Below are 18,203 nucleotides of genomic sequence, written 5' to 3'. Positions count from 1 at the left end.
GCTCGGCCCACCTCGGCCCACCTGGATCGGCTGGCCCACCTGGATCGGCCCACCCGCGTCGCCCCGACCGCCTGACCTGCTCGGCCCACCCGCGTCGCCCAGATCGCCCGGCCCGCCCGCGTCGCCCGGGTCGCCCCGACCGTCCGGGTCTTCTGGACCGTCTCGACCGTCTCCAGTCACATCGGACCGCTCGGACGGCTGAGGCCGCCAAGGCCGGTTGGCCGCCAGCGGCCGCTCAGGCCCGCAGCAGCCGCTCAGGCCGTCCGGGGCCTCCGCGACCGTCCGGAGCCGTCCGGGGCTTCCTCGGCCGTCTGAGGCTCTGGGGCCGTCCGGGGCCGACGCCGTCTGGAAAGCCCAGGCCGCCCCCGGAGGACCCGGGCCGCCTCAGGCCGACCGCCTAGGCCGGCCGCCTAGGCCACCCGTACGCCTCCGCGCCACACCGCCGTGACCAGCGGGACGCCGGGGCGGTAGGCCAGGTGGACGTGGCTGGGGGCGTCCAGCAGGATCAGGTCGGCGCGGGCGCCGGGGACGAGGCGGCCGATGTCCGTGCGGCGCAGGGCCGCGGCGCCGCCCGCCGTGGCCGACCAGACGGCCTCGTCCGGGGTCATCCCCATGTCCCGCACCGCCAGCGCGACGCAGAACGGCACGGACGAGGTGAACGACGACCCGGGGTTGCAGTCGGTCGACAGGGCCACGGTGACACCGGCGTCCAGCAGGCGGCGCGCGTCGGGCCACTCGGCGCGGGTGGAGAACTCGGCCCCGGGCAGCAGCGTGGCGACGGTACGGCTGCCGGCCAGGGCGGCGACGTCGGCGTCGCCGAGGTGGGTGCAGTGGTCGGCGCTGGCCGCGTCGAGTTCGACGGCGAGCCGGACGCCGGGGCCGCGGGTGAGCTGGTTGGCGTGGACGCGCAGGCCGAGTCCGGCGGCACGGCCCGCGGTGAGGATCGCGCGGGCCTGGTCGCCGTCGAAGGCGCCCTTCTCGCAGAAGACGTCGATCCAGCGGGCGTGCGGGGCGCAGGCGGTGAGCATCTCACCGGTGACGAGGCCGACGTAGCCGTCGGGGTCCCCGGCGTGGTCGGACGGCACGACGTGGGCGCCGAGATAGGTGACCTCGTCGGTGTGGGCGGCGGCGATACGCAGGGCGCGGGCCTCGTCGGCGACCGTGAGGCCGTAGCCGGACTTGGTCTCCATGGTGGTGGTGCCCTGCCGGAGGGCCTCGGCGAGATGGCGGGTGAGGTTGGCCTCCAGGGCCTCGTCGCTCGCGGCGCGGGTGGCGGCGACGGTCGTGCGGATGCCGCCCGCACTGTAGGCCCGGCCGGACATCCGGGCGTTGAACTCGGCGGTGCGGTCGCCGGCGAAGACGAGGTGGGAGTGGGAGTCGACGAAGCCGGGGAGGACCGCCCGGCCCGCCGCGTCGACCCGGTTGTCAGTGGCGGGTGCTTTGCTTGTCTCACCGGTCCACGCGACGCGGTCACCGTCGATGACGACGGCCGCGTCCTGGATCAGACCGAGCGGGGAGCCGTCGCCGAGGGAGGTGTCATTGGTGATCAGCGTGGCGATGTTGGTGATGACAGTGCTGCTCATGGTGTCCTCAGCGGTGACGGCGGGGGCGTTCGTGCGGACGGCGGGTGCCGGAGGGTTCAGCCGCGCAGTGCGCCGACGGCGGCTGCCAGCGCGGCCGCCGCATCGGGTACGAGCGTATGGGCCCCGTCCCGCACGACGTGCCGCCCGCCCACGACCGTATGACGTACATCGGCCGCTGACGCGGCGAATACGGCGGTCTCCGCGCCGAGCCGGGGCAGCGGTCCTGCCGTTCTGACCGAGTCGAGGGCGATCGTCGTGAAGTCGGCGAGGGCCCCTTCCCGCAGGCTGCCCGCGTCGTGCCAGCCGAGGGCGGCGTGCCCGTCGGCCGAGGCCGCGCGCAGCAGGGCGGCGGCGGTCCAGTGGCCGCGGGTGCGGGTGCGCAGCCGCTCGTTCAGCTCCATCGCGCGGGCCTCTTCGAACAGGTCGATCACGGCGTGGCTGTCGGAGCCGAGGCTGAGCGGGGAACCGGCGGCCTGGAGGGCGGCGGCGGGGCCGATGCCGTCGGCGAGGTCGCGTTCGGTGGTGGGGCACATGCAGGTCCCGGTGCCGGAGCCGCCGATGAGGGCGATGTCGTCGTCGGTGAGGTGGGTGTTGTGGACGCCGGTGGTCCGCGGTCCGAGGACGCCGTGGTCGGCCAGCAGCCGGGTGGGCGTGCAGCCGTGGGCGCGCAGGCAGGCGTCGTTCTCGGCGGGCTGCTCGGACAGATGCACGTGCAGCGGGGCCCGCCGCCGCTCCGCCCACTCCGCCACCGTGACCAGTTGACCGGCGGGCACGGCCCGTACGGAGTGGATGGCGGCGCCGATCCGTGCGTGATCGCGTTCCTTGAGAACTGAACAGCGTTCGGCCCAGGCCTCCGCGCTGCCGTCGCAGAAGCGCAGCTGATGGCTGTCCGGCGGTTCGCCGAAGCCGGCGGAGAGATAGGCGGTGTCGAGGAGGGTGATGCGGACACCGGCCTCCGCGGCGGCCGCGATCAGGGCCTCGCCCATGGCGTTGGGGTCGCCGTAGGGGGTGCCGCCGGGGGCGTGGTGGACGTAGTGGAACTCGCCGACGGCGGTCACCCCGGCGAGCGCCATCTCGGCGTACACGGCGCGGGCGAGGGCGTGGTAGGTGTCGGGCGTCAGCCGGTCGGCGACGGAGTACATGGTCTCGCGCCAGGTCCAGAAGGTGCCGGAGCCGACCTGGACGGTGCCGCGCAGTGCGCGGTGGAAGGCGTGGCTGTGGGTGTCGGCGAGCCCGGGGAGTGTGAGCCCGCGCAGCACCTCGGCGCCGGGCGGCGGAGCGGGCGCGCCGGTGCGCAGCCCGGTGATCCGTCCGCCGGCGGCCGTCAGGACCACGCCCGGCTCGACGTGCGTGCCGAGCCAGGCGTGCTCCAGCCAGTACGTGCGTGGGTGCGTGCTCCCCGTCACGGGCAGGCCAGTCCTTCCAGTACGTCGGCGAGTGCGCGCACCCCGGCCAGGCAGTCGTCCTCGGTGGCGGATTCGGCCGGGGAGTGCGAGACGCCGGTCGGGTTGCGCACGAACAGCATGGCGGTGGGGATGCGTGCGGCGAGGATCCCGGCGTCGTGTCCGGCTCCGGTACCCAGGACGGGGACGGTGATGCCCCGGTCACCGTGTTCCCGGCCGAGGAGGCGGGCGATGTCGTCACGCAGGGCGTGGTCGAACTCGACGACGGGGGTGAAGGACTCGCGGACGACGTCGAGGCGTACGCCGTGCTCGTCGGCGTGGGCGCGGGCGGCCTTCTCCACCCCGCCGACCACGGTGTCGAGGGTGTCCTGCCGCGGGGCGCGGGAGTCGAGCCAGCCGCGTACCAGGGAGGGCACGGCGTTGACGCCGCCCGGCTCGACGGCGACCTTGCCGAAGGTGGCGACGGCACCGGCGTCACGGGCCTCGCGGCGGGCGGCGAGCACGGTCTCGGCGTAGGGCAGCATCGGGTCGTGCCGGTCGGTGAGGCGGGTGGTGCCGGCGTGGTTGGCCTCGCCGCGGAAGTCGAACCGCCAGCGGCCGTGTGGCCAGATGGCACTGGCGACGCCCACGGGGTCGCCGGACAGGTCGAGCGCGCGCCCCTGCTCGACGTGGAGTTCCACGAAGGCACCGATACGGGCGAGCCGTCCGGGATCGGCCCCGATGGCGTCGGGGTCGTGGCCCGCGGCCTCCATGGCGCGCGGCAGGGTGATGCCGTCGGCGTCGGTCAGCAGGTGCGCCTGTTCGGCGGTGAGCTGTCCGGTGGTGAGCCGGGACCCGACGCAGGCGAGGCCGAACCGGGCGCCTTCCTCGTCGCCGAAGTTGACGATGCCGAGGGGGCGGCTGAGGCGCACACCGCGGGCGATCAGTTCGTCGAGGGCGGCGAAGGCGGAGACGACACCGAGCGGCCCGTCGAAGGCGCCTCCGTCGGGCACGGAGTCGAGGTGCGAGCCGGTGACCACGGCGTTCCCGGCCGCCGGGTCTCCGTACCAGGCCCACTGGTTGCCGTTCCGGTCGGCCTCGTACGTGAGCCCGCGCGCCGCCGCCTGCTCCCGGAACCAGTCCCGGCACTCGCCGTCGGCCGGGGTCCAGGCGAACCGGCGGTACCCGCCGCTGCCGGTGTGACGCCCGACGGGCAGCAGTTCGTGCCACATCTCGTTGAAGGAGGAACCTGTGGCCGGGCCCGGTGTCACGCCTCCTCCCCGCCCTCGCGCATGGGCACGCGCACCCCGCGCCGCTCGGCGACGGACTCGGCGATGTCGTACCCGGCGTCGACGTGCCGGATGACGCCCATGCCGGGGTCGTTGGTGAGCACGCGCCGGATCTTCTCCCCGGCGAGCTTCGTACCGTCGGCGACGGTCACCTGCCCGGCGTGGAGGGAGCGGCCCATGCCGACGCCGCCGCCGTGGTGGACGGAGACCCAGGAGGCACCGGAGGCCACGTTGACCATGGCGTTGAGCAGCGGCCAGTCGGCGATGGCGTCGGAGCCGTCGAGCATGGCCTCGGTCTCCCGGTAGGGGGAGGCGACGGACCCGCAGTCGAGATGGTCACGCCCGATGACGACCGGGGCGGCCAGCTCGCCGGAGGCCACCATGTCGTTGAACCGCTCACCGGCCTTGTCGCGCTCGCCGTAGCCGAGCCAGCAGATACGGGCGGGCAGGCCCTGGAAGTGGACGCGTTCACCGGCCAGGCGGATCCAGCGGGCGAGGGACTCGTTCTCGGGGAAGAGGTCGAGGATCGCCCGGTCGGTCTTGTGGATGTCGGACGCCTCACCGGACAGCGCGGCCCACCGGAAGGGTCCCTTGCCCTCGCAGAACAGCGGCCGGATGTAGGCGGGCACGAAGCCGGGGAAGGCGAACGCCCGCTCGTAGCCGGCCAGCTTGGCCTCGCCGCGGATGGAGTTGCCGTAGTCGAACACCTCGGCACCGGCGTCCATGAATCCGACCATGGCCTCGACGTGCCGGGCCATGGACTCCCGGGCGCGGGTGGTGAACCCGGCGGGGTCCTTGGCGGCGTAGGAGGCCATGTCCTCGAAGGCGACACCGGCGGGGAGGTAGGCCAGCGGGTCGTGGGCGGAGGTCTGGTCGGTGACGATGTCGACGGGCGCGCCCATGGCGAGCACCTGCGGGACCAGTTCGGCCGCGTTGCCGAGGACACCGATGGACAGCGGCCGGCGGGCGTCACGGGCCTCGACGGCGAGCCGGAGCGCGTCCTCGATGCTGTCGGCCCTCACGTCCAGGTACCGGTGCTCGATGCGGCGCTCGATGGCGCGGGGGTCGCAGTCGACGCAGATCACGACGCCGTCGTTCATGGTGACGGCGAGCGGCTGGGCGCCGCCCATACCGCCGAGTCCGGCGGTGAGGGTGATGGTCCCGGCGAGGGTGCCGCCGAACTTCTTCGCGGCGACGGCGGCGAAGGTCTCGTAGGTGCCCTGGAGGATGCCCTGGGTGCCGATGTAGATCCAGGAGCCGGCGGTCATCTGCCCGTACATGGTGAGCCCGAGGGCCTCGAGCCGCCGGAACTCCTCCCAGGTGGCCCAGTCGCCGACAAGGTTGGAGTTGGCGATGAGGACGCGGGGCGCCCATTCGTGGGTCTGCATGACGCCGACCGGCCGCCCGGACTGGACGAGCATCGTCTCGTCCTGCTTGAGCGTGGTGAGGGTGCGGACCATGGCGTCGAAGGACCGCCAGTCACGAGCGGCCTTCCCGGTCCCGCCGTACACGACGAGCTTGTCGGGGTGCTCGGCGACCTCGGGATCGAGGTTGTTCTGCAGCATCCGCAGAGCGGCTTCCTGCTGCCACCCGAGAGCACTCGGCTCACTGCCGCGCGGGGCTCGTACGGGACGGGGTCCGGCCATGATGCACTGCCTCCTGTTTACACCGATTATTCACATCCTCACCCCCTGAATAGACCTAGTCAACACCCCCGCCCCGCCCATCCGGCCCGTCCGGCGCTTGAGAACAAGGCCCGTCCAGGGCCGATTCAGGGCCGAAAGGGGGGTCCGGGGGCACAGCCCCCGGGGACGGGAACGGGAAGGGGCGGCGGGGGCGAACCCCTCACCGCAAGCCCCCACCCCGGGTATAGACCCCGGTATGGACACAGGCACCGGCAACGCCACCGCCCGCCGCACCGAGGCGATCCGCGCCGCGGTCGGACAACACCTCCTCACCCCCACCACCCCCATCGTCGGCCTCCTGGACATCACCGGCATCCGAGAGGCCGCCACCGCCCTGCGCACGGCGTTCGCCGCCGTCACACCCCCGGGCACCCCCGTCCTGCACGCCTTCGCGGTGAAGGCGACCCCGCTGGTCCCCGTGCTCCACCTCCTCGCCGCGGAGGGTCTCGGCGCGGAGGTGGCCAGCGCCGGCGAACTCGCACTGGCGAAGGCGGCCGGTGTCGAGGCCGGCCGCACGGTCCTGGACTCCCCCGCCAAGACGACCGCGGAACTCCGGGAGGCCCTGGCCCTCGGCATAGCCGTCAACGCGGACAACCCCCAGGAACTGGCCCGCATGGACGCCCTGATGAACACCCCGGCCGGCCCGGCACGGACCGCCTCGCCCGTGGGGATCCGGGTCAACCCGCAGATCGGCGCCGGAACCATCGAGGCCCTGTCGACCGCGACCACGACCTCGAAATTCGGCGTCGCGCTGCGCGACGAGGGCGCCCGCGAGTGGGTGGTACGCGCCTTCGCCGAACGCCCGTGGCTGACGAGGCTGCACGCCCACACCGGCTCCCAGGGCATCCCGCTCGCCCTGCTGGCGCGGGGCGTGGCGGAGACGTACGAGCTGGCCGAGGAGATCAACGCGCGGGCCGGAAGGCGCCAGGTCGACACGATCGACGTGGGCGGCGGCCTGCCGGTGAACTTCGCCTCGGACGAGACGGTCCCGACGTTCGCCGGGTACGCGGGACTGCTCCGCGACACGGTGCCGGGCCTGTTCGACGGAAGGTACGGCCTGGTGACCGAGTTCGGCCGGTCGCTGCTGGCGAAGCAGGGCACGGTGCTGGCACGGGTGGAGTACACCAAGAGCGCGGGCGGCCGTCCGGTGGCGATCACGCACGCGGGCGTGCAGGTGGCCACGCGGACGGTGTACGCGCCGGGGGCCTGGCCGCTGAGGATCGCGGCGTACGACGCGGAGGGCCGGCCCAAGCCGGGTCCCGACGTCCTGCAGGACGTGGCGGGCCCGGCGTGCTTCGCGGGCGACCTGCTCGCGGAAGGACGCGCCCTGCCGCTGCTGGAGCCGGGCGACCTGGTGGCGGCGCTGGACACGGGGGCGTACTACTTCGCGCACCACTACGCGTACAACTCCCTGGCCCGACCGGGCGTCTACGGCTTCCTCCGGACCCCGGCCACCACCGGGGATCCGACCGGGGATCCGACCGGGGATCCCACCGGGGCATCCACCCCGGCAACCGTCACGTTCGCAACCGTCCGCCCTCCGCAGACCCGCGCCGAGATCGTGGCCGAATCCGGCGGAGCACACACCACCGCACTCACCACAGCGCTCACGACCGCGTTCACCACCGGCCCCGCGTCCGAGCGCCGTTGACGCACCCCGGAGGGCACGCGGTTCAACGGAAGCGGCACAGGGGGAAGCGGGGGTCAGCCCACCCACACTAGACGTCCCGGGCACGTTCCACCGGAAAATGCCGGAAGACTCACTCCCCGCGCACACGTTGCGTAGTTTCGGCGTCACTGAGCCGAACCCCAGGCGGGAGGGGAGCAACGGTGCCCGGAATCGACGAGTGCCTGCTGGAAGCCATGAGACTGCCCGGTGCCCGGGGCGCCGCGCTGGTCGACTGGACGAGCGGCCTGGCCCTGGGCACCGTCGGGGAGTCCCCGGGCGGCGACCACGAGGCCACGGCCACGGAGGCGGCCGAACTGGCCCGCCTGGCGGCGGAGCACCGGTGCTTCACCTCGGCGGCGGCCCCGGACACCCGTCACCACCGCGACGACCCGCACGACCCGCACCCACCACAGCTCGCAGGACACACCGACCCGGACACACCGGACGACCCCGCCGACCCACCCCTAGAGGACCTGATCATCAGCAACCGGGACAGTTACCACGTCCTCCGCTTCGTAGGCTCGACGTTCGACAGCAGCATCGTCCTGCACCTGTGGCTCGCCCGTACCGAGGGCAACCTGGCGCTGGCCCGCATCCGGCTCGGCGAGATGGCCGGACGGCTGGTGCTGGGATGACCGTGCTGAGAGCGACCCCTCCCCCGCCGCTGCCGGTACGGGACAGCGCGGCCGCCCGGGACCGGGCGGGGGGCGGGGTCTCCCCGATGCTGACCCGGCTGGCCGCCGAGGAGGCGACCGGCGTCCTGGTGCGGGAGTGCGGGACCGTGCATCTGGTGGACGGCATGGTGGTGCACGCCGAAAGCCCGCTCGCCCCGGGCGTCGACGTGCTCCTCACCGCCCGCGGCACCCTGGACCCCGCCGTCTGGCAGGAGGCCGAGGGCCGGGCCGGGGACCCGCCGGGCGCGCTCCGGCTGCTGGCGGACGCCGGCCGGCTCGCCCTGAGCGCACTGGAACTGTGCCACCTGGGCGCGCTGTACGACGCGGCGTACTTCGCGCTCGCCCCGAGCAGCGTCCCCGGCCGGTTCCGCTACGGCACCGCGCCGCCCTTCGCCGCGTTGCGCGCCGTACCGGTGGCCGCGGTGGAGCGGGAGACGCTGCGCCGCCGCGGCCTGCTGCACGGCGTCTGGCCGGACACCGCACCGGACGAGGCCCCGCTGACCCGCGTCGACCGGCCCCTGCCACCGCCCCTGACGCTCCGCCAGCGCGCGGTGCTGAAGCGGGTGGACGGCGTGCGCACCGCGCCGGACATAGCCCGCGAGCTGGGCCGCCGGGCCTACCCGACGCTGCTGGACGTACGGCGTCTGGTGGCGGCGGGGGTCGTGGCGCCCCGCCCGCGGGCCCCCGACCCCGTCCCGATCCCCCCGACCGAGGTGAACGATCCCGACATCACATTGCTGAAGAGGCTCAGGGATGCGCTGGAGGCCCTTTGAGCGGCACCGCCCCGAGAGGAGAGACCAGATGGCGGCCGAGGCCGAGATACTCGACGAGATGCGCCGGCTGAGAGCCCGGGTCCCGCATCTCACGGGTGCTCTCGCGGCCACCGTCGACGGTCTCTTGCTCGCCCAGGACACCCCCGGCGTCGAGTCGGCGGACGTCGCCGCGCTCACCGCCTCGGCGCACGGCATCGCCGCCCGTATGGCGGACGCGACCGGCCAGGGGGACTTCCGCGAGCTGCTCCTGCGGGGCGTCTACGGCTATGTCGCCACGTACGCGGCGGGCAGCGACGTCGTGCTGACGCTGCTCGCCCAGGACCGGGTGAACATCGGCCGGCTGCATCTCGAGGGCCGCCGGGCCGGGGCCCGCATCGGGGAGCTGGTGGACGCCGCCGAGGGCGCGTCCGCCCCGTCCTCCGCCCGCGCCGCACGAACCTCCGCCAGGTCCGCCAGGTCCGCTGAGGCACCCCGTACCAGAACCCCGCGCGCGCCGCGCACCACTGCCACCAACGCGCGCACCACCACCGATAGTTGAGAAAGAACGAGGGAAACACCGTCATGGCGAACACCGAAACCACGCTGAAAGAGGCACTCGCCGCCATCGAGGGCGCCACAGGAGTCGCGCTGGTCGACTACACCAGCGGCATGGCACTGGGCACGATGGGCGGCAACAAGGGCTTCGACCTGAACGTCGCCGCCGCGGGCAACACCGACGTGGTGCGGGCCAAGATGCGCACCATGGAGCACCTGGGGCTCAAGGCGCAGATCGAGGACATCCTGATCACGCTGTCCGACCAGTACCACCTCATCCGTCTGATCAGCGGGCGCGGCGGCAACGGCCTGTTCCTCTACCTGGTCCTGGACGCCAAGCGCGCCAACCTGGCGATGGCCCGGCACCAGCTGAAGCGGATCGAGGAGGACCTGGAGGTCTGACGGGGCCCGGCAACCGCGGGCGGGCCCGCCCGCCACGGGCCGGAGCCCCGTCGGCCCACGCCCCGGTACCGCCGCGCTGCGCCGGCAGCAGCTACACCAGCGCGGCGGTACGGCGACGCGCCCCGCCCGGAGCGGCGTCACCGGCGGCGACGCCGGTACCGCGGTACGCCTTGACGGTCTTCCCGGCGGGCCGCCCGCCGCGCGCGTCGAGCCAGTCCACCCGCACCCACAGCAGGGCGTCCCCGGCCCGCTCCCGGCGGCCCAGCCAGGCGGCCTTGAGCCGCAGCCCGGCCCCCGCCCCGGCGAGCAGCATCCCGCCGGCGGCAGGCACGGCGAAGGAGCTGCCGAGCGCCACGACGAAGCCCAGCAGCAGCCACCAGCGGTGTCCGCGGCGCCAGGTGCGCACGGTCACCGCACGGTCCTGGAGCACATCGAACTTCCCCGCCTTGGCGGCACCGCGGGCGAGGTCGCCGTAGCGTCGTCTGCGTACCCGGGCCACCACGGCCGCCACGACGATGAACAGCGCGGCCCCGGCCAGCACCCCGATCCGCCGTCCGGTCACCCCGGGCACCAGCACCCCGGCACCCGCCGCGCACAGCCCGAGCCACCACAGCGGCGCAGCCCCGGCCCGTACGACGACGGCCACCCGAGCCAGCCCCTGTCCTCCACGCGCCATGTCCCGCCTCCTCGTCGTCCCGGATGAGTCAGGCGCCACAGGGTAGTGACCGAAGCTGAAACGAATCTGAGAACCGGCGCCGGACCGCCCGAACGGCCCCCGCGGCCCCCGCGGCCCCTGCGGCCCCGCCCGGCCGGACGGCCGGCGGAGAGTCACCCGGCGGACGGCGTCACTCGACGAACAGGCCCCGCGCGGCGGCCCTGGCGTCGAACTCCTCCAGGCGTGCCTGGGCGTCGGGCAATCCGTCGCACATCGCCTCCAGCAGGACGCGTCCGAGCAGCATGGGCGCGCAGACGGTGTCGAAGGCGAGCCCGGTGCCGACGGCGGCGGGCAGCAGCAGATCGGAGGCCCTGGCGACGGGCGCGAAGGCCGAGTCGGCGACGGTGACGACGGTGAGCCCGGCCTCCCGGGCGTGCGTCAGCGCGTCGACGACCTCCCTCGGATGCCGGGGCAGCGCGAAGCACAGCAGCGCCGACGCGCCCGCCCGTACGGCGCCGTCGACCCGGTCCTGCAGCATGGTGCCGCCCTCGTCGAGGAGCCGTACGTCGGGATGGACCTTGGCGGCGAAGTAGGCGAAGCCGTACGCCTGCGCGGCGGCGGCCCGCAGCCCGAGCACCGGCAGCGGCCGTGAGGCGGCGAGCACCCGCCCGGCCCGCTGCACGGGCCGCGGATCGGCGAGCACCTCGGCGAGATGCCGGAGGTTGTCGATCTCCGCCTCGACGGCCCGCTGGTAGGCGTTGTACGGGGCGGCCGTCCCTCCGGCCGCCCGCTCGGCGGGCGCGGCCTCCCGCAGATACCGGCGCAGGGCGGGATATCCGTCGAACCCGAGCGCCACCGCGAAGCGCGTCACGGACGGCTGGCTGACCCCGGCCAGCTCGGCGAGCTCCACGCTGGACAGGAACGCCACGTCGGCGGCCCGCCGCACCATGCTGTGCGCGATCCGCCGCTGCGTGGGCGTCAGCCGCCGCCCCTCGAACAGGGCCTGCAACCGCATGGCGGGGCTGTCAGCCGTATTCATGACCGCTCCCCAACTGACTATTCAGTGGATAAGGATCCTGCATCGACATATACAACCCGGCAAGCATCGCACGCCCCCGGTCCCACGAGGGCGGCACCCGCTTCCACGTCCGACCGCGCAACCGCTCTTCCTGCTCTCGGAACGTCATCCGCAGTGACCACCGAGCCACGGACAGAAGCTGAGCACCCAGGGAACGACCCCGCCTGAGCACGTGTACTCAGACGAGTTGAGCGGCTCGACGCTGGCCCGGCCGGTATGCCTTCCCCATGATGCGAACACCCCGCTTCGAAAGAGATGTTCATGATCAATGGCCTGCAACTGCGCACTGCCGCTCCGGATGATCTCGAGTGGATCCACGAACTACGTCACAGGGTGTACGCGTCGGAGCTGGGCCAGCACGAGCCCCATCCGTCCGGACAGCTGCACGACGGGCTGGACGGCGACAACGTCTACCTGGTCGCGGCACATGGCGCCAGCCGCATCGGGTTCGTCAGCCTGACCCCACCGTGGGTGGGGCGATACGGGTTGGAGAAGTACCTGACGCGTGACGAACTGCCGCTGCTGGCCGACGACGATCTGTTCGAAGTACGCATTCTCACCGTCGAACCGGGCTGGCGGAGCACCGCGGCGGCACCGCTGCTGATGTACGCGGCGCTGCGCTGGACCGCCGCCCGGGGCGGCCGCCGGATAATGGCGATGGGACGTACCGAGCTTCTGGGCATGTACCTGGCCTCCGGCCTGCATCCGGTCGGCCGTACCGTTCGCAGCGGCGCGGTGACGTTCGAGGTGATGACCGGCGACGTGGCCGGGTTGACGACGCTGGCGAGGGACCGGTTCGGCACAGCGCTGCGACGGCTGCGATCCGCGGTGGACTGGCGGCTGGACGTGCCGTTCGCCCCCCGGCCGGACGGCTGTGAGCACGGCGGCCTCTCGTTCGCCGCCATGGGCACGGACTTCCGGGACCTGCACCGGCGTCATGACATCGTCGCGGCCGACGTGCTGGACGCCTGGTTCCCGCCGGCCCCCGGGGTGCAAGCGGTGCTCATGGAGGACCCCGCCTGGATCGCCCGGACCTCACCGCCCACCGACGCCGAGGGCATGCTGGCGGAGATCGCCACGGCCCGGGTACTGCCGCCCGAGACGATCGTGGTCGGCGCCGGTTCGTCCGACCTGATCTTCAGGGCGTTCGGCCGATGGCTGACCTCCGAGAGCAGAGTGCTCCTGCTGGATCCGGGCTACGGCGAGTACGCCCATGTCACGGAGAGAGTGATCGGATGCCGGGTGGACCGGTTCCGGTTACGCCGCGAAGAGGGCTGGCTGATCGACCCGGACCGGTTGTCCACCGCCGTCAGGTCGGGCGACTACGACCTCGTGGTGGTGGTCAACCCCAACAACCCGACCGGACGCCACGCACCGGCCGCGCGACTGCGCTCGCTGATCGACGCGGCACCGGCCCGAACCCGCTGGTGGATCGACGAGGCGTACCTGGGCTACGTCGGCCTGGACGAGTCGCTCGCCGGCCTTGCGGCCGTGGACACGCGGGTCGTGGTCTGCTGCTCGCTCTCCAAGATGTACGCCCTGTCCGGAATGCGCGCCGCGTACCTGGTCGCCGAGCCGGACACCGCCCGGCAGCTGCGGCGCTGGACGCCGCCCTGGCCGGTCGGTCTCCCGGCGCAGCTGGCCGCGGTCGCCGCCCTGCGTGACCCGGCGTACTACGGTGACCGCTGGTCCCGCACCCATGCGCTGCGCCGGCAGCTGGCCGCCGGTCTGGCGGTGCCGGGCGCGGGCGTGACGGTGGACGAGGCCGTGGCCAACTTCCTCACCGTGACTCTGCCGGCCGACGGCCCGAGTGCCGCGCAGGTGGTGAACGAGTGCCGCCGCCACGGTGTGTACCTGCGGGACCTGTCGCCGCTGTCGTCCCTGTACAGGGGAAGCGGCGTGCGTGTCGCGGTCAAGGACACGGCCGGGAACGCGCGCATCACAGCCGCCTTCCGTGCCGCCCTGGACGCACTGCGCCCGCGTCCGGCCGCGTCCGCGACGAGGCTCCGGTCCGTCGCGGTCTCCCGATCCACGCCGTGATCACCATGGCCTCGCCGGCACCCTTCCTCGGCGGGGCGCTGGTGCTCGGCGGCATCGCGGTGGCCGTTTCCCGGCGCCGTGAGCTGGTGCCGCGGCTGGCCCGGACGGACCGCGTGGTGCTGGCCGCAGCGGTCGTGGGCGTGGTGGTGACCACCTGGGTGGCACCCGGTCAGGTGTTGCGGGTGGTCGCCGCCGGAGCTCTCTCGGTGGCCGCAGTACCGCTCCTGGCCGGGGACGCCGAGCACGGTCTGCGCCGACTCGGCGTCGGCCTCCTCAGGCTGGCCTGGCTGAGTGCGGTGGCCGCGCTGGTACCGCTCGGTGCGAGTGCGCTGGCGCTCTTCGCGGCGGTCTCGATCGCCGACATCGTGGCGTACTTCGCCGGCCCGGCACTGGGCGGGCCGCGTCTGTCGCCCCTGTCTCCGGCCAAACGCTGGAGCGGCACTCTCGCCGGGGCAGCGGCCGGACTCGGGACGCTCGCCGTGCTGTCCGTTCTGAGCCGGCCGACGGCGGTGGCGGCGACGGCCGGTGGTCCGGCGGGCGACCTTCTCGAATCCATGATCAAGAGAGGTGCGCGGATCAAGGACGCCGGCCGCTGGCTGCCTGGCTCCGGCGGCCTGCTCGACCGGATCGACTCGCTGCTCATGGCTCTGGCCGTCCTGCTTGTCCTGCGCTGACGTTCGCCCCCTGGGCAGCGGTCGCCTCCACCTGCGTGCGCCCCTTGGTGCTGCCGGTGCTGCCGGTGCTGCCGGACGGACTCGAGAGGCGTGCCCCCTCACCGGGAACAGGTGCGAGGGCACGCCGGTCGTCGCGGGCCGGAACCTGACGACGAAGTTCTTGAGCGTGCCGCCCTGATACGGGGGCTACCCCCAGTGCGCGGCCCGGGCGGGCTCCTTAGTTTGGTGAGCATGGACGCACATGACGCGGAGCTGAAGAAGGAGCTCAACGCGACGCTGCAGGCGCGCAGGGAGCTGGGCGACGAGTACGAGTCGGCGCTGGTCGACTCGTTCCTGGAGAAGGTCGACCAGCGGATCGACGGGGCGGTCGAGCGGCGGGTGCGGCGGCAGCTGGCCGAGCAGCAGATGCACATCGCCCGGGGTTCCCGTGCGCCGCGGCCCACCGATTCCTGGGGCGAGCGGTTCGGGTTCGGGATCGTGTCGCTGGTGCTGGCGATCCCGCTGTCCGCGATCGGCGGCGGGGTGGCGCATCTGCCCGGTCTGATCGTCGTCTGGATGGGCATCGTCGGCGTCAACGTGGTGCAGGCCGCGCGGAGCGCCCCGGGGCTGTTCGGCGGACAACGGCACCCGGGCGGCGGGAAGAGCCAGGGCGGCGACTGGGAGGAGTGACGGCCCGCCCGCGAGGCGCGGGCGGGCGCGACGGTCCGCGGGCCGGGGTACCGGCCCCGGAAAGAGATATGCGCGGGGACCGCCGCACCCCCGTTGCCGGGGGGCGGGACGACGGCGGTCCCCGCGAGGGACGCGGGCCGGGTCAGGGCCGGGCTTGCGCGTCCTTGGCGTCCATGGAGGTCCGGGAGCCGCTCCGGAGGTTCCTTGGCGCCGTACGGCGCCGGCCGGGGCGGGGAGCCGCTCCCGCCCTGCCGACACCCACTAATCTGCCGGACCCGTGTTAAGCGAGTGCTGCGCGGACGTGACACCCTCGTACCACTTCCGCGAAGTCCACCGGACCGGTGGGACAACCGTAAGTCCGCCGCCGCCACGGGCCGTTCACCGGACGTTTCCTACTGCTTTCCGCTCCTGGCCAGGAAGGCCAGCAGATCCTGCCGGCTCACCACGCCCTTGGGCCTGCCCTCCACCAGGACGATCGCCGCGTCCGCCTCCCCCAGCACCGACATCAGGTCCGCGACCGGCTCGCCGGAGCCGACCTGTGGCAGCGGCGCCGACATGTGCTTCTCCAGCGGGTCGCCCAGCGACGCGCGCTGGGTGAACAGGGCGTCCAGCAGGTCGCGCTCCACGATCGAGCCGACGACCTCCGCGGCCATCACGTCCGGATGACCGGCGCCCGGTTTCACCACCGGCATCTGCGAGACGCCGTACTCGCGCAGCACCTCGATGGCCTGCCCGACCGTCTCGTCGGGGTGCATGTGCACGAGGGACGGGATGGCGCCGTGCTCCTTGTCGCTGAGCACGTCGGCGACGCGGGCGCTCGGACCCTCGTCCTCCAGGAAGCCGTAGTCGGCCATCCACTCGTCGTTGAAGATCTTGCTGAGGTAGCCGCGCCCGCTGTCCGGGAGCAGGACGACCACGACGTCGTCCGGTCCGAGCCGCTCGGCGACCCGCAGCGCCGCGACCACCGCCATCCCGCAGGACCCGCCGACCAGCAGTCCCTCCTCCCGGGCCAGCCGCCGCGTCATCTGGAAGGAGTCCTTGTCCGACACGGCGATGATCTCGTCGGCGACCGTGCGGTCGTAGGCGGAGGGCCAGAAGTCCTCACCGACGCCCTCGACGAGATACGGCCGTCCCGACCCGCCCGAGTACACCGAGCCCTCCGGGTCCGCGCCGACGACCTGCACCCGGCCGTCGCTGACGTCCTTCAGGTAGCGCCCGGTGCCGGAGATGGTGCCGCCGGTGCCGACGCCCGCCACGAAGTGGGTGATCCTCCCCTCCGTCTGCTCCCACAGCTCGGGGCCGGTGGAGTGGTAGTGGGAGAGGGCGTTGTTCGGGTTGGAGTACTGGTCCGGCTTCCACGCGCCCGGCGTCTCGCGCACCAGCCGGTCGGAGACGTTGTAGTACGAGTCCGGGTGCTCCGGCGCCACCGCGGTCGGGCAGACGACGACCTCGGCGCCGTACGCGCGCAGTACGTTGATCTTGTCGGTGCTCACCTTGTCGGGGCACACGAAGATGCACTTGTACCCCTTCTGCTGCGCGACGATGGCAAGTCCCACGCCGGTGTTGCCGCTGGTCGGCTCGACGATCGTGCCGCCGGGCCTCAGCTCCCCGCTCTGTTCCGCCGCCTCGATCATGCGGCGCGCGATGCGGTCCTTCACGGAACCGCCCGGGTTGAAGTACTCGACCTTGGCCAGGACGGTCGCCTTGATTCCCTTCGTCACGCTGTTGAGTCTCACCAGCGGGGTGTTGCCGACGAGGCTGATCATCGAGTCGTGGAAATGCACCGTTGTCTCCGGTTGCTTGCGATTCATACGGTCGTCGTGGTCCCGCCAGCCTACGGCCCGGCCCCGCGGTTCACCCCAGGTTGCGATTGACGAACGCCCTGTTCGGGGCAAGGAGAGGGTGTACGGCGACAGGGACGACGACGAGGAGGTGGCGGCGGGACATGACCGGCATGTCGAGGGCGAGGACGGCCCGGCGTATCGCGGCCGGCGCGGCATACGGCGGCGGCGGGATCGGCCTGGCCGGCGCCGCCGCCGTCGGCCTGCTGGTGGCCGAGATGCAGCTGGCCAAGCGTCAGGTCGGCAACGGCGGCGACCCGCACGTCCCGGTCGCGGACGGGATCTACGGATCCCCGCACACGGGCGGCACCACGGCGGCCTTCTCACGGGACACCGCCGGCCACGCCCGCGCCCTGCCCGGTGAGGAACCCCTCCGGCTGCTGGTGCTCGGCGACTCCACGGCCGCCGGCCAGGGCGTGCACCGGGCCGGCCAGACACCGGGCGCGCTGCTGGCGTCCGGCCTCGCGGCGGTCGCCGAACGCCCGGTGGAGCTGCGCAACGTCGCCCTCCCCGGCGCCCAGTCCGACGACCTGGACCGCCAGGTCTCCCTGGCGCTGGCCGACCCGGCACGCGTACCGGACGTCTGCGTGATCATGATCGGTGCCAACGACGTCACCCACCGGATGCCGGCCACCCGTTCGGTGCGTCACCTCTCCGCGGCGGTACGGCGGCTGCGCACCGCCGGTGCGGAGGTGGTCGTCGGCACCTGTCCCGATCTCGGCACCATCGAGCCGGTGCAGCAGCCGCTGCGCTGGCTGGCCCGGCGCGCCTCACGGCAGCTCGCGGCCGCGCAGACCATCGGCGCCGTCGAGCAGGGCGGCCGCACGGTGTCGCTGGGCGACCTCCTGGGCCCGGAGTTCGAGGCCAACCCGCGCGCCCTGTTCGGCCCGGACCACTACCACCCCTCGGCCGAGGGCTACGCCACCGCCGCGATGGCGGTGCTGCCGACGGTCTGCGCGTCCCTGGGCCTGTGGCCGGCGGAGGAGGAGCGTCCGGACGCGTCCCGCCGCGAGGGCTTCCTGCCGGTGGCGCGGGCGGCCGCGGAGGCCGCGGAGGAGGCGGGCACGGAGGTCACGGCCGCCATGCCGACCGGGCCGCGCGGACCGTGGGCCCTCCTCAAACGCCGGCGGAGGAGGCGGGTGACGGAGCCCGCCGTGACGGAGGAGGCGGTGACGGAGGAGGCGGCGGGGTCCACGGCGGCGGAGTCCACCGTACGGAGCCTGCCGTGACGGAGGGGCCGGCAGGGAGGAGGGGT

The 18,203-nt window shown here is 73.5% G+C and carries 16 protein-coding genes; 9 read left to right on the top strand and 7 right to left on the bottom strand.

What is annotated here, in order from left to right; all coding sequences use genetic code 11:
- Positions 1–410 precede the first annotated feature (410 nt).
- Genes hutI through hutU form a run of 4 tightly spaced genes read right to left on the bottom strand, consistent with a single transcriptional unit; the run spans position 411 to position 5,900 of the window.
- Entirely contained in the window at positions 411–1,583 is a 1,173-nt protein-coding gene (hutI, locus tag ABZ862_RS20805; protein ID WP_360960117.1) for an imidazolonepropionase, read from the bottom strand.
- Between the two features lie 56 nt (positions 1,584–1,639).
- Positions 1,640–2,989, bottom strand: a complete 1,350-nt coding sequence (locus tag ABZ862_RS20800; RefSeq protein ID WP_360960115.1) for a formimidoylglutamate deiminase — start codon at positions 2,987–2,989, stop codon at positions 1,640–1,642.
- Entirely contained in the window at positions 2,986–4,197 is a 1,212-nt protein-coding gene (locus ABZ862_RS20795; protein WP_360960215.1) for an allantoate amidohydrolase, read from the bottom strand. Before ABZ862_RS20795 ends, ABZ862_RS20800 begins: the two co-directional genes overlap by 4 nt.
- A gap of 35 nt (positions 4,198–4,232) precedes the next feature.
- Positions 4,233–5,900, bottom strand: coding sequence for a urocanate hydratase (hutU, locus tag ABZ862_RS20790; RefSeq protein ID WP_360960113.1), 1,668 nt, complete (start codon positions 5,898–5,900; stop codon positions 4,233–4,235).
- Between the two features lie 235 nt (positions 5,901–6,135).
- Between hutU and ABZ862_RS20785 the strand changes: the two genes are divergently transcribed.
- From ABZ862_RS20785 to ABZ862_RS20765, 5 genes are all read left to right on the top strand, one after another.
- The gene (locus tag ABZ862_RS20785; RefSeq protein ID WP_360960111.1) at positions 6,136–7,590 is read left to right on the top strand and encodes a diaminopimelate decarboxylase; all 1,455 of its coding nucleotides are present in this window, start codon (positions 6,136–6,138) and stop codon (positions 7,588–7,590) included.
- A 179-nt stretch (positions 7,591–7,769) separates the two neighbouring features.
- Complete coding sequence (locus ABZ862_RS20780; protein ID WP_360960109.1) at positions 7,770–8,243, top strand: hypothetical protein; 474 nt, start codon at positions 7,770–7,772, stop codon at positions 8,241–8,243.
- Complete coding sequence (locus ABZ862_RS20775) at positions 8,240–9,055, top strand: transcriptional regulator (protein WP_360960107.1); 816 nt, start codon at positions 8,240–8,242, stop codon at positions 9,053–9,055. The genes ABZ862_RS20780 and ABZ862_RS20775 overlap by 4 nt, the downstream gene beginning before the upstream one ends.
- Before the next feature lie 28 nt (positions 9,056–9,083).
- Positions 9,084–9,593 (top strand): roadblock/LC7 domain-containing protein, encoded by a 510-nt coding sequence (locus ABZ862_RS20770; protein WP_360960105.1) that lies wholly within the window; start codon positions 9,084–9,086, stop codon positions 9,591–9,593.
- 23 nt (positions 9,594–9,616) lie between these two features.
- Positions 9,617–9,991: a hypothetical protein gene (locus ABZ862_RS20765; RefSeq protein ID WP_360960103.1), complete on the top strand. Its 375-nt coding sequence runs from the start codon at positions 9,617–9,619 to the stop codon at positions 9,989–9,991.
- A 91-nt stretch (positions 9,992–10,082) separates the two neighbouring features.
- On the opposite strand, the gene ABZ862_RS20760 is transcribed toward ABZ862_RS20765, so the two are convergent.
- Together ABZ862_RS20760 and ABZ862_RS20755 are read right to left on the bottom strand one after the other, a co-directional pair.
- Positions 10,083–10,667 carry a hypothetical protein gene (locus ABZ862_RS20760; RefSeq protein ID WP_360960101.1) on the bottom strand — a complete coding sequence of 195 codons (585 nt, stop codon included), beginning with the start codon at positions 10,665–10,667 and terminating at the stop codon, positions 10,083–10,085.
- A gap of 169 nt (positions 10,668–10,836) precedes the next feature.
- On the bottom strand, positions 10,837–11,685 hold the full coding sequence (locus tag ABZ862_RS20755) for a MurR/RpiR family transcriptional regulator (protein WP_360960099.1): 849 nt from the start codon (positions 11,683–11,685) through the stop codon (positions 10,837–10,839).
- A gap of 300 nt (positions 11,686–11,985) precedes the next feature.
- Between ABZ862_RS20755 and ABZ862_RS20750 the strand changes: the two genes are divergently transcribed.
- The 3 genes from ABZ862_RS20750 (at position 11,986) to ABZ862_RS20740 (ending at position 15,107) form a co-directional block, all read left to right on the top strand.
- The gene (locus ABZ862_RS20750; RefSeq protein WP_360960097.1) at positions 11,986–13,764 is read left to right on the top strand and encodes a histidinol-phosphate transaminase; all 1,779 of its coding nucleotides are present in this window, start codon (positions 11,986–11,988) and stop codon (positions 13,762–13,764) included.
- Complete coding sequence (locus tag ABZ862_RS20745; RefSeq protein ID WP_360960095.1) at positions 13,761–14,438, top strand: phosphatidate cytidylyltransferase; 678 nt, start codon at positions 13,761–13,763, stop codon at positions 14,436–14,438. The genes ABZ862_RS20750 and ABZ862_RS20745 overlap by 4 nt, the downstream gene beginning before the upstream one ends.
- A 231-nt stretch (positions 14,439–14,669) precedes the next feature.
- Positions 14,670–15,107, top strand: coding sequence for a hypothetical protein (locus tag ABZ862_RS20740; protein ID WP_360960093.1), 438 nt, complete (start codon positions 14,670–14,672; stop codon positions 15,105–15,107).
- A 392-nt stretch (positions 15,108–15,499) separates the two neighbouring features.
- Here the strand turns inward: ABZ862_RS20740 and ABZ862_RS20735 are convergent, their stop codons facing one another.
- The gene (locus ABZ862_RS20735) at positions 15,500–16,891 is read right to left on the bottom strand and encodes a cystathionine beta-synthase (protein WP_360960213.1); all 1,392 of its coding nucleotides are present in this window, start codon (positions 16,889–16,891) and stop codon (positions 15,500–15,502) included.
- A 161-nt stretch (positions 16,892–17,052) separates the two neighbouring features.
- Here ABZ862_RS20735 and ABZ862_RS20730 point away from each other — a divergent pair, with 161 nt between their 5' ends.
- Positions 17,053–18,177: an SGNH/GDSL hydrolase family protein gene (locus tag ABZ862_RS20730; RefSeq protein WP_360960091.1), complete on the top strand. Its 1,125-nt coding sequence runs from the start codon at positions 17,053–17,055 to the stop codon at positions 18,175–18,177.
- Positions 18,178–18,203: the final 26 nt, after the last annotated feature.

Source organism: Streptomyces sp. NPDC047000, assembly GCF_040644295.1.
GTDB lineage: Bacteria > Actinomycetota > Actinomycetes > Streptomycetales > Streptomycetaceae > Streptomyces.
The sequence above is the reverse complement of the archived record's forward strand: the minus strand, read 5'-3'. Positions and strand labels throughout refer to the sequence as shown.